7 protein-coding genes are annotated in these 11,184 nt (G+C 67.3%); 2 read left to right on the top strand and 5 right to left on the bottom strand.

From position 1 onward, the window contains the following. Window positions 1–86 precede the first annotated feature (86 nt). From IB227_RS10070 to IB227_RS10085, 4 genes are all read right to left on the bottom strand, one after another. Window positions 87–2,957: a TonB-dependent receptor gene (locus IB227_RS10070; RefSeq protein WP_192287218.1), complete on the bottom strand. Its 2,871-nt coding sequence runs from the start codon at window positions 2,955–2,957 to the stop codon at window positions 87–89. Window positions 2,958–3,175: 218 nt separating this feature from the next. Next, window positions 3,176–3,919: an SDR family NAD(P)-dependent oxidoreductase gene (locus IB227_RS10075; protein WP_192287219.1), complete on the bottom strand. Its 744-nt coding sequence runs from the start codon at window positions 3,917–3,919 to the stop codon at window positions 3,176–3,178. A 77-nt stretch (window positions 3,920–3,996) separates the two neighbouring features. Then, window positions 3,997–5,631 carry an EAL domain-containing protein gene (locus tag IB227_RS10080; RefSeq protein WP_192287220.1) on the bottom strand — a complete coding sequence of 545 codons (1,635 nt, stop codon included), beginning with the start codon at window positions 5,629–5,631 and terminating at the stop codon, window positions 3,997–3,999. A 101-nt stretch (window positions 5,632–5,732) separates the two neighbouring features. Further along, window positions 5,733–6,512 carry a TSUP family transporter gene (locus IB227_RS10085; RefSeq protein WP_192287221.1) on the bottom strand — a complete coding sequence of 260 codons (780 nt, stop codon included), beginning with the start codon at window positions 6,510–6,512 and terminating at the stop codon, window positions 5,733–5,735. Window positions 6,513–6,597: 85 nt separating this feature from the next. Here IB227_RS10085 and IB227_RS10090 point away from each other — a divergent pair, with 85 nt between their 5' ends. Then, a complete protein-coding gene (locus tag IB227_RS10090) occupies window positions 6,598–6,990 on the top strand; it encodes a YchJ family metal-binding protein (RefSeq protein ID WP_192287222.1) in 393 nt (130 codons plus the stop codon). Window positions 6,991–7,191: 201 nt separating this feature from the next. After that, window positions 7,192–9,351 carry a lytic murein transglycosylase gene (locus tag IB227_RS10095; protein ID WP_318639534.1) on the top strand — a complete coding sequence of 720 codons (2,160 nt, stop codon included), beginning with the start codon at window positions 7,192–7,194 and terminating at the stop codon, window positions 9,349–9,351. A 152-nt stretch (window positions 9,352–9,503) separates the two neighbouring features. On the opposite strand, the gene IB227_RS10100 is transcribed toward IB227_RS10095, so the two are convergent. After that, the gene (locus IB227_RS10100; protein ID WP_192287223.1) at window positions 9,504–10,679 is read right to left on the bottom strand and encodes a benzoate/H(+) symporter BenE family transporter; all 1,176 of its coding nucleotides are present in this window, start codon (window positions 10,677–10,679) and stop codon (window positions 9,504–9,506) included. Window positions 10,680–11,184 lie beyond the last annotated feature (505 nt).

Raw genomic sequence — 11,184 nt, forward strand, 5'->3', positions numbered from 1 at the left:
GGCTTCCAGCCAATCCCGAAACCGAATGCCCATCGCCAACGACAAAGGGAGCCTTTCGGCTCCCTTTGTCGTTTCCCTCACCCGGCTCAGAAATCCAGGCTGAGCTTGGCGTAGCTGTAGCGCCCCGGCAGGTCATAGGTGCCCGGGTCGTAGCCATTGAGCGTGCAGCTCAGGCAGATCGGCGGGTTCTTGTCGAACACGTTGTTGACGCCCACGGTGACCTTGGCGCCCTTCATCCACGCATCGGTGCGCCAGCTCACCTGCGCGTCGTGGTACGTGGTGGCGCCCAGCCAATGCTGGTCGTTGGCGCTGTCGGTACAGATGTCGAAACCATTGGCCCCGGCGCAGCGCTCGCGCAGGCGGTCGATGTAGCGCATCGTCCAGCTCGCGTTCCAGTTGCGGAAGTCCCAGTTGGTGGTCAACGTCGAGCTCCACTCCGGGATCGCGCTGTCGTTGATCTCCACGCCCGGCGCCTTCGGTTCGGCCTGGCCGGATTCGTTGATCAGCTCGTAACGGGTGACCCAGGTGGCCTTCCAGTCGAAGCCGAGCTGGCCCCAGCCGGTCTCCGGCAGCAGCCAATGCGCGGTGAAGTCCCAGCCACTGGTGTTGATGGTGCCCAGGTTGGCCAGGATGTCCTCGAAGCGGATGATCTGGCCGCGGTCGTTGCGCGTGTAGCTGGCACAGGCGGTGGCATCGCGGGTATCGATGCAGCGGTCGAGGATGGCCTGCGCATCCGGTGCCTGGATCGCGTCATCGATGGTGTGGCGGTAGAACGTCACGCCCAGGTCCAGCTTGCTCGACCAGCTGCTGTTCTCGGCCCAGCCCGGGCTCCACACCGCACCGGCCATGAACGAGCGGCTTTCTTCCGGCTGCAGGTCGCGGTTGCCGGAAGTGACCACCGAGATCTGCGGGTTGGCCTGCTCGTAGCCGGCCGGCACGCCATCGGCCACGCACTTGGGCGTGGTGGAGGCGGCGTTGTTGCACGGGTCCACCAGGGTCGCGTCGAAGCGGCTCAGCGTGCCGTACAGTTCGCCGATCGACGGTGCGCGGAAGCCCTGCGCGTAGGACATGCGCAGCAGCAGTTCGTCCGCTGGCTGCCAACGCAGGCCGATCTTGCCGGTGCCGGTGCCGCCGAAGGTGGAGTAGTCCGAATAGCGGCCGGCGATGCTCAGGTCCAGGCTCTTGCCCCAGAAACCGCCACGCGCCAGCGGCACGTCGAATTCCGCATAGGCTTCCTTCACCGTATAGCTGCCAACGGTGATGCCCGACGGCACGCCGTTGTACTCGCCGGCCACGGTGATCGGGTCAGGGTGGTATTCGCCCTTGTAGCGGCGCCACTCGGCACCGGCGGCGAAGGACACCGGCCCGGCCCAGTTGTCGAACAGCTCGCCGGTGATGTTGGCCGAACCCAGGCTCAGCGTGTTCTTGCTGCGGTCGCGCACCAGCGGCGAGATCCAGGCCAGCATGTCCGGGGTGATGGTGCCCGGCCCGCCGAAGATGTTCAGCGGCACGCAGCCGGCGATCGCCGCGCAGGCGGCCGGGTCGCCCAGCGCCTGGTTGATGTGCTTGATGTTGTAGCTGCCGGTGTTGGTCTGGGTGGCCTTGCTTTCACTGGTCATCGCGTTGATGTCCCAGTTCCAGGTGCGCTGGTTGACCTCGAAGGTGCCGTCCAGCCCGGCCGCCGCGTACCAGGTCTTCACCTTCTGCTCGTAGCGGCGCGGCCCGCCTTCCACCGGGCGACGCCCGATCAGGAACAGGTTCGGGTCGCTGCCCATCGTGGTCAGGTCGAAGCCGAACGGGTTGTAGGGGTTGTTGGCCGAGATCACCAGGTTCTTCTCGGCCCAGTCGTTGTAGACGCCGGCGTCGGTGCCCAGGAAGAACGGTTCCGGCGCGGCCTGGTTGGCCGACTCGCGCTCGCTGTACAGGCCACGGAACCAGCCGCTGACGGCCGGGGTGAATTCGAAGCGCACCTGGCCGAACACCGACTTGCGCTCATTCGGGGTCAGCAACAGGTTGTACGGGGCGAAGTTGAAGCGGTCCGGGGTGCCGAAGCAATGGTAGTCATCGGTGCGCGCGCAGCCGGTCTGGCTGGGATCGAACTGCGGCGAGGTGACGCCGGTGTTGGAGGTGATGTTGAACACGTTGCCGCTGGGGTCGGCGAATACCAGCCGTCCCTGCGGCGTGGCCGAGCTGCCATTGGCCAGGCCGGTGCCCGGCACCGGCTCGCGCGCCCACTTGTACTCGTTGGAGCCGATCTCCTTCTGCTTGAACCACGAGCCGCCCACGATCCACTGCGCACGTTCGCCGCTCTTGCCGAAGCTGAAGTCCACCCCGGTCGTGCCGCCCCCCTTGAGGTTGTAGTCGCCGTACTGCACTTCGACGTGGCCACCGTCGGCGCCCTTCTTGGTGATGATGTTGACCACGCCGGCGATCGCGTCGGAACCGTAGATCGACGAGGCACCGTCCTCCAGCACTTCGATGCGGTCCACCAGCGCCAGCGGAATGGTGTTCAGGTCGACCGACGAGCCCACCCCCGAGCCGGACGATTCGTTGACCCAGCGGATGCCGTCCACCAGCACCAGCACGCGCTTGGGGCCGAGGTGGCGCAGGTCCACCGTGGCCGCGCCGGCACCTACGCCGCCGCCATCGGGCGGGAAGCCGAAGTTGCCACTGGAGTTGAGCTTGGTGCTCAGCGAGGCGCCGCTGGCGGTGAGGTGCTGGACCACGTCGGCCACCGAGGTGTAGCCGGTGCGTTCGATGGCCTCGCGGGACAGCACCTGCACCGGCACCTGGGTTTCCAGTTCGGCCTTCTTGATGCGGGTACCGGTGACCTGGATCGTGTCCAGGGTGCGCGCGTTCTCGGTGGCGTCCTGGGCGGCCGCCGTGGCGGGGAGCAACAACAGGGAAAGCCGTACGGCGTGGGCAAGGCGTTGCGTGCGTAGCGAAGACAACTTCATCGGAAAGCTCCTCTGAATGCCGGACTACTTCTGGTGGGCCCGCCGTAGGGGCGGGTGTCACCGACTTGTAAACAATTCGTTAGGCGGCGGCAACAAGAAGGCGCCACAAAGCCGCATTCATGTGTCAACAAATGGCACTTTGGCGAAATCCGGCACAAAAAAAGGCAGGGCCAGGCCCTGCCAAACACACAATGTCAGGTGCGCCGGCGGCGCGGTGGTCAGCGGGCGGAGTAGCCGCCGTCGACCAGGTGGTAGCTGCCGGTGATGAAGGAGGCCTTGTCCGAGAGCAGGAAGCAGGTCAGCTCGGCCACCTCGTCGGCCGTGCCCAGCCGCCCGGCCGGGTGCAGCGCCACCAGCCCGGCGTAGGCCTGCGCGTCCATGCCCTGCAGCAACGGCGTGTCGATGAAGCCGGGGCCGACCGCGTTGACCCGCAGGCCCTGGGCCGAGTACTCCAGCGCCGCGCTCTTGGTCATGCCGACCAGGGCGTGCTTGGCGGCGACATAGGCGGCCGAGCCGGCCCAGCCGTTGCTGCCCAGGATCGAGGCCATGTTGACGATGGCGCCGCCACCGGCGGCCAGGATCGCCGGCACTTCGTATTTCATCGCGTAGAACACCCCATGCAGGTTCACGCCCAGCACGCGGTGCCATTCCTCCAGCGGGTAATCGGCGGTCTGCAGGCTGGCCCCGCTGATGCCGGCGTTGTTCACCGCCAGGTGCAGTGCGCCGAAACGCTCCACGCCGGCCTGCACCATGTGGCGCACGGCATCCGGGTCGCTGACGTCCACGCGCAACGGCATCACCCGATCACCCAGCGACATCGCCACCGCGGTGGCCGCGTCACCGTCGATGTCGGCGGCCAGTACCTGCGCCCCGCGCGCGGCCAGCTGGCGGACCACGGCTTCGCCGATGCCCGATGCCGCGCCGGTCACCAGCGCGATGCGTCCCTGGAAATCCTGCTGCATGGCACTGCTCCACGACCGCGGCCATCCCGCGAGGAAGCCAGCATCGCCGCATCAGTGGGGCGATGCATTGAGGTCGATCAATCCGGTGTTGGCCGGCGCCGGGGCAGGGGGCCAACCGGCGCCGGCCGGGCATGCTGGTCCGGGCGCGAATGCGCGGGCACGAAGGCGAACAGCTCCGCCGCACCCAGGGGCTTGCTGAACAGATAGCCCTGGCCGTAGCGCACGCCGCGTTGGCGGAAGAACGTGGCCTGCTCGCGGGTCTCGATGCCTTCCACCAACGTCCGCATGCCCAGGCTGCGGGCCAGGTCGATGATGTGGTCGGCCACGCTGCTGGTCACCGATCCGGTGCAGGCGGTATGGGTGAAGCTCTTGTCGATCTTGAGGATGTCGAACGGGTACGTGGTCAGGTAGGAGAGGCTGGAGTAGCCGGTGCCGAAGTCATCCACCGCCAGCTCGATGCCCAGTCCGCGGATCGCCAGCAGCACTTCCAGGGCGCTGGTCCTCTCCAGCAGGCCGCGCTCGGTGGCCTCGACCACGAAGCGGCCGCACCCCGGGCCGATCGCCGCCTGCATGTCGGCCAGCAGGCGCGGGGTACGCGGCGATTGCAGGTCCTGCGGGGACAGGTTCACGCTGATGTGGAAGCCCGGATGCTGGCGCAGGAAGCCGCTCAGGTCCTTGACCACCAGTTCCAGCACGCGTCGGCTGACCAGGTGGATCAGCCCGGCGTCCTCGGCGAAGGGAATGAACAGGTCCGGCGTCACCACCTTGCCGTCCTCGTGCTGCCAGCGCAGCAGCGCCTCGGCACCCACGCAGGTGTCATCGACCAGGTCGAACACCGGTTGGTACAGCAGGAACAGGTGCCCCTTGTTGATCGCATGCAGCAGTTCGGCACGGGCCGAGAGCTGGCGCCGGCTGATCAGCCAGGCCGCCCCGAGCACCACCAGCCCGGCCAGCACGCCGGCCGGCAGGAACCAATGCGCGAATTGCGACACGCGCGTGTCGATCGACGCCAGCGGGCTGGCCACGACCGTGCCGGTGGTCCCCGGCGGCACCACCCGCCGCACCACCATGTAGCCGCTGTCCATGTCCAGGTAATGCGCCTGGCCGGCGGCCGGGCCGTTGGCCGCGGCCCAGGCTTCCTGCAGGTGCCCGTAGCGCGCCAGCCACGCGCCGGTGTGGGTGCTGAACAATCCCATCGACACGTTGGGACGGGAGAACGGCGCGATCAGGCCGTCCGGGTAGGCCAGCAGCCCGTAGCCATCCTTGACCAGCAGCACGTATTGCCGCTGCGGTACGCCGCGGATGCGCACCTGCGAATGGATCAGCGTGCCGTCGGGCTGGACCACCGGCGGCGGCCCGAGCAGCAGGTTGTTGGTCACCGCGCTGTTGGAGGAGCAGAGCACCCGGGTGCCGTCCAGGAACATCGCGCTCTTGACGATCTGCGAGCTCATCACGAACCGCTGCATCAGCGCCACGCCTTCGGCACTGCAGGGGTCATCACTGCGGGCATGCATCTGCTGCCGCAGTTGCCGCAGCAGGCTGGCGGTATCGCGGACCTGGCGTTCCAGGTGCGCGGCGGTGTCATCAAGCTGGGCAAACCGTTCCCGGATTGCCTGCTTGCGCGCCTGCTGCGCCGAAAACAGTACCGGCAGGCAGGCCAGCAGCATGCCGGCGAGCAGCAGCAATGCGGCAATACGATATCGGCTCTTCATCCCAAGCCCTTCCCTGCGTCCGGCGTCGGATCCTCGGCCGCGACTATGTGATGGATCCGGCGGAATTTCAGCGGCCGGGATTCAGCCATGTGCAGGTGCCGTCACGGGCCATTGGAGGTGTCCCAGGCCATGCGCGTGATCAGCACCACCACCAGCACCAGGAAAAGTTTACGGATCAACGGGGTACCGCCGCGCAGCGCCAGCCGGGTACCGGTCACCGCGCCCAGCACGTTGACCACGGCCATCGGCACGGCGAACACCAGCAGCACGTTGCCGCTGGGCAGGAAGAACGAGATCGCCGCCACGTTGGTGGCCAGGTTCACTACCTTGGAGGCGGCCGAGGCGCGCAGGAAATCCAGCCCGAAGAAGCGCACGAACAGGAAGATCAGGAAGCTGCCGGTGCCCGGGCCGAAGAAGCCATCGTAGAAGCCGATCACCCCGCCCATGACCAGCGCGATCACCAGCTCCCGGCGCCCGACTTCGCGGGGCCGGTGCATCGCGCCGAAATCCTTCTTGGCCAGCGTGTAACCCAGCATCACGATCAGCAGGGTCAGCACCAGCGGACGCACCGCATCCTTGGACAGCAGCGTCACCGCGGTCGCGCCCAGGAACGAGCAGGCGAATGCCGCCGCCGCGGCCAGCAGCACCGGCCGCCACGGGAAGCGCACCGAGCGCGCATAGCGCCAGGCCGACGCGCCGGTGCCGAACATCGAGCTGAACTTGTTGGTGCCCAGCAGGGCCGCCGGGGTGTGCTGGGGCAGGGTGGTGAACAGCCCCGGCAGCTGGATCAGCCCGCCGCCGCCGACCGCCGCATCCACCAGCCCGGCGATGAAGGCGATCACCAGCAACCAGGGCAGCTCGGGCGGCAGCAGTTCCAGCATGGGGATTCCGGCGCAGGGCGCGACAGCATACGCGCCCTTGCCGGGCCCGCTGGAGTGGCAGGTGGCATCGGTGGGAAAATACGCCATGCAGATCACTCCGACCTCACCGTGCCCCTGCGGGCAGGCGCTCACTTACGCCCGCTGCTGCGGCCGCTACCACGCCGGCGAAGCCGCTCCCGATGCCGAGGTACTGATGCGTTCGCGCTACAGCGCCTACGTGCTCAAGGACGTGGACTACCTGCTGGCCAGCTGGCACCCGGACACCCGCCCGCAAACCCTGTCGCTGGAAGACGCACCCGGCCAGCGCACCCAATGGCTGGGCCTGAGCGTGAAGCGTCACCTCGTCACTGGCGAGGCGACGGCCGAGGTCGAATTCATCGCCCGTTACCGCGTCGGCGGCGGCAGCGCGGTGAAGATGGCCGAGCACAGCCGTTTCCAACGCATCGACGGCCGCTGGTACTACCTCGACGCCGTGTAACCCCAAACCCCGCTTCTCAACCCCTCCCTTTGGCAACGCCAAGAGGAGGGCCGGGGAGGGGTCGCTTCCAGCGCTGACCACCCAACGCAGCACACGACGACGGCGCAACAGGAACCGCGCGGCTCCAGCCCCCAACTCCTGGACAGCCAGCCCCTTCCATCGCTCCGCGTATCATCAAGCCCCACGCAAGGAGCCTGGCCGATGAAAGCACCCCTGATGATGCGCGCAGCCTCGGCACTGGCTGCCCTCACCCTGGCCACGTCCGCGGCGGCGGCCACCAGCGACTTCGGCAGCTGCGGCACCGCGCTGCGCGCCAGCGCCGCCGCCCAGGGCATCCGCGCCGAACGCTTCGACCAGTGGTTCGCCGACGTCAGCCCCGATCTCAGCGTGCTGCCGCTGCTCGACGCCCAGCCCGAGTTCACCACGCCGATCTGGGACTACCTGGCCTCACTGGTCGACACCCAGCGCATCAACGACGGTCGCGCCCGCCTCACCGAGCACCGCGCGCTGCTCGAGCGGATCGCCACCCAATACGGCGTCGATCCGGCCACCGTCGTCGCGGTCTGGGGCGTGGAGAGCGACTACGGCCGCGTATTCGGCAAGCGCCCGCTGTTGCAGTCGCTGGCCACGCTGTCCTGCAACGGCCGCCGCCAACCCTTCTTCAAGGGCGAGTTGCTGGCCCTGCTCAAGTTGCTCGACAAGGGCGACCTCAATCCGGCCGGACTCACCGGGTCGTGGGCCGGCGCCTTCGGCCATACCCAGTTCATGCCCTCCACCTACGCCCGCATCGCGGTCGACGGGGATGGCAATGGCCGTCGCGACCTGGTCGCCAGCATTCCCGATGCACTGGCCTCCACCGCCAACTACCTCAAGCAGTCCGGCTGGCGTACCGGCCAGCCCTGGGGCGTGGAAGTGCGTATTCCGTCGGGCTTTGATGCCAGCCTGGCCGGACGCACCAAGCGCAAGCCGCTGGCGGACTGGCGCACACGCGGCATCACCTTGGTCGATGGCAGCCCACTGCAGGTCCCGGCCATCACCGATGACGCCAACGCCGCGTTGCTGCTGCCAGCCGGCGCCAAGGGCCCGGCCTTGCTGGTGTTCCGCAACTACGACGCCATCTATTCCTACAACGCCGCCGAAAGCTATGCGCTCGCCATCGCCACCCTGGCCGACCGCTTGCGTGGCGGCAGCGGCCTGCGCGCCGCCTGGCCCACCGACGACCCGGGCCTGGGCCGCGACGAGCGCCGCCAGTTGCAGACCCTGTTGCTGGCACGCGGCCATGCCATCGGTGCGGCCGACGGCATGATCGGTACCGCCAGCCGTCGCGCCATCCAGCTCGAACAGCAGCGGTTGGGCTGGAAGTCCGCCGACGGCCGTGCCGGCAACCGCATCCTGCAGGCGCTGCGCGACGCCAAACCGGCGGCGCCCACGGCGTTCCAACTGCCGGCCAACTACCCCCAACTCGTCCAATCCCCGATCGTACGGAGCAATCTCGCAATGAAGGATGTGCAGGGCCTGAGCACAGGCGATTTCAATGGCTTCACCGCCTGGAAGGTGGAAACGCCGTTCTCGACCGCCGCCATCAGCGTGTTCGGTGGCCAGCTGCTGTCCTTCGTACCCAAGGGCGGCCAGGACGTGATGTGGCTCTCGCCCAGCGCCAAGCAGCCGCCCACGCCCATCCGCGGTGGCAGCCCGGTGTGCTGGCCGTACTTCTCGCGCCAGGGGCAGGGCAACGACGTGCCTTCGCACGGCTTCGTCCGCACCGTGGCGTGGGAACTGCGCGATGCCCGCCGCGAGGCCGATGGCAGCATCGTGCTGACCCTGGCCCCGCCGCCGCTGGACAACCTCAACCTCAAGCTGCAGATGGTGCTGCGCATCGGCCGCACGCTGGAGCAGGAGCTGACCACCGAGAACACCGGCACCCAGCCCACCAGCATCACCCAGGCGCTGCACAACTACTTCAACGTCAGCGATGCACTGAAGGTCGACGTCACCGGCCTGGACGGCCTGACCTACCTGGACAAGCTCGACAACGGCAACGCCCACGTCCAGCAGGGCGACTGGAACCTGCGCGATCCGCGCGACCCGGGCCGCAGCGACCGCATCTACACCCAGGCCGCCGGCCACTACGTCCTGCGCGACCCTGGCTTCAAGCGCGCCATCGATATCACCACCAGTGGCAGCCGCAGCGCCGTGGTCTGGAACGCCGGCCAAGCCCAGGCCGCGAAGATGGACGACATCGGCGACGCATGGCGCAACTACGTCTGCGTGGAGGCCGGCAACGTCGGCCCGGACATGATCGAACTGGCCCCCGGCGGCCGCCACACCCTCAGGCAGGTCTTCGAGGTAAAGCCGCTCTAACGCTGGCGCTGTCTCAAGCCTTTGCTCAAGCCCCGCTTCCGCAAGCTCAAGCTTCTGCTTAAGCCCCTCTCCCGCAAGCGGGAGAGGGGTTGGGGAGAGGGCAGCCGCTCAGGCCCTTTCGCGCAGAGCACAAGACGCGGGCAGCATCCCCCTCACCGCCGCAACACCAGCAGCGTCACCACGCCCGCCACCAACCCCCAGAACGCCGACCCGATCCCGGCCATCGACAGGCCCGATGCCGTCACCAGGAAGGTCACCAGCGCCGGTTCGCGTTCCACTTCCTCGCGCATCGCAACGGCCAGGCTGTTGCCGATCGTTCCCAGCAAGGCGATGCCGGCCAGCGCCGCCACCAGTTCCTTCGGGAACGCCGCGAACACCGCCGCCACCGTCGCCCCGAACAGGCCGATGACGATATAGAACGCACCGGCGCTGACCGCCGCCGTATAGCGCCGCGCCGGGTCCTCGTGCACGTCACGGCCCATGCAGATCGCCGCGGTGATCGCCGCCAGGTTCAAGGCATAGCCGCCGAACGGCGCCAGCACCATGTTGACCGCACCAATCCAGCCCACCACCGGCGACACCGGCGCGTCATAGCCGGAGGCCTTCAGCACCGCCACACCGGGCACGTTCTGCGATGCCATGGTCACGATGAAAAGGGGCAGGGCAATGCCGAACACGGCAGCCCACGACAGCGTCGGCACGGTGAACACCGGTCGCGCCAACTGCAACTGCACCTGGTCCACGTGCATCAATCCCTTGCTGGCGGCAATCGCAACACCGACCAGCAAGGTTGCAATCACCGCATAGCGTGGCAGCAGCCGTCGCCCCAGCAGGTAGGTCGCGAGCATCGCCAGCACCAACAGCGGTTGCGTTCCCACCGACACGAATACATCCAGCCCAAAGCGCAACAAGACACCGGCCAACATGCCCGACGCCAGCGAGACCGGAATGCGCCGCATCGCCTTCTCGAAGATGCCGGAGAACCCCGCTACCGCCGCCAGCGCTGCAGCCAGCACGAAGGCACCGATGGCATCGGACAGGGGCAGGGTGGTAGCGCCCACCACCAGCATCGCCGCGCCTGGCGTGGACCATGCCGTCACCACCGGCATCCGGTAGCGCAGCGACAAGCCAATGCAGGTCACGCCCATGCCGATGCCGAGCGCCCACATCCACGAGGCTATTTCGGCTTGGTCGGCTCCAACGGACTGTGCTGCCTGGAACACGATCACCGCCGAACTGGCGAAACCCACCAGAACGGTGATGAAGCCGGCAATCACTGCAGGCAGCGAAATGTCTTTGAAGAACGAACGAGCAGAAGAGTCAGTCATCAGTCGCACAACCCCGGATCAACCCCCATTGTGGCCGAGGAAAGCTGTCAGAGCCCCTCTCCCGCCCTGCGGGAGAGGGGCTGGGGTGAGGGCAGAACGAAATCGCAGCACCAAAGCACCCACAAGCAAGGCCGAAGCAGCGCCAGCAGCTGGGCACGCCAGGGCGTGGCCACTCATATAGAGAAGCGCTCCGTCATCCGATTTCGCTCTCAATCAGTCCAAAACCTTGCCGAATCTGGCTTCAGCAAGGAATTTGCTGCAAAGGCACACAAAGTGATTGCGCTTTTCACAAAGATGTCTAGAATTCGCTCCCTCGCTTCAACGCGCCGGCCACTTCGGTGACCACCGCCAAGAAGTAGCGTCAACCGCCTCGAAATGAGGTGTTGACGGAAACGAAAAGCCTGCTAAAGTAGGCGGCTCGCTTCAACGAGATGCCTTCGGGCGCCGGAGAAGCAGTTGAGTCAACTTCCTCGAAACGAGGTGTTGACGAAACGGAAAAGCCGGC

Source organism: Stenotrophomonas sp. STM01, from assembly GCF_014852135.1.
In the GTDB taxonomy this organism is placed as follows: domain Bacteria; phylum Pseudomonadota; class Gammaproteobacteria; order Xanthomonadales; family Xanthomonadaceae; genus Stenotrophomonas; species Stenotrophomonas capsici.